Origin of the sequence: Bacillus cereus group sp. BfR-BA-01356 (assembly GCF_022663635.1) — a bacterium.
GTDB lineage: Bacteria > Bacillota > Bacilli > Bacillales > Bacillaceae_G > Bacillus_A > Bacillus_A cereus.
Window position 1 is genome coordinate 1 of sequence record NZ_JAKUFX010000293.1, and the last position, 513, is coordinate 513.

Here is a 513-nt window from a genome sequence, read left to right on the forward strand (position 1 = left end):
ATGGTGTTCAAAATGGAAATGTCATTCATATTGCGATGAGCTTTTTAATTTAGATATTACAGATTAAGCGTGCATAAGCAGGCTTTTTTATTTTGTATAAAATAGGGCTTTTATTTGGAAAGGAGTTGAGCCAATGCCAGAGCAAAAACATGATGATTTTAAAGAACTACTAGTAGGGTTAACAAGGGTAGAAACAAAGTTAGACACACTTGGTAACGTTAAGGATGTTGCTATTGAAGCGCAGCAATCAGCGAAAAGCGCTCATTTACGGATTGATCGATTAGATAAATTAGTATTCTGGATTGGTACTACAGTAGTTGGAGCTATTATCACTGGTGGGATAATGGCTCTTTTTAAATTCGCAGGGAAGTGATCGTATATACGGTCACTTTTTTTATTGAGAGACCAACTATGAAAAGTCAAGGGGACATTTTCAAAAAATATTGCTAGAGGATTTTGAAAATAAATCCACTGGATTCGATAGGAAGTGGCTAAACGTCTTCATAAAGTATT

At 35.1% G+C, this 513-nt stretch carries 1 protein-coding gene; it reads left to right on the top strand.

The window, feature by feature from the left end; genetic code table 11:
* Nucleotides 1-133 precede the first annotated feature (133 nt).
* Nucleotides 134-373, top strand: a complete 240-nt coding sequence (locus tag MR168_RS33085) for a hemolysin XhlA family protein (RefSeq protein ID WP_001115042.1) — start codon at nucleotides 134-136, stop codon at nucleotides 371-373.
* Nucleotides 374-513: the final 140 nt, after the last annotated feature.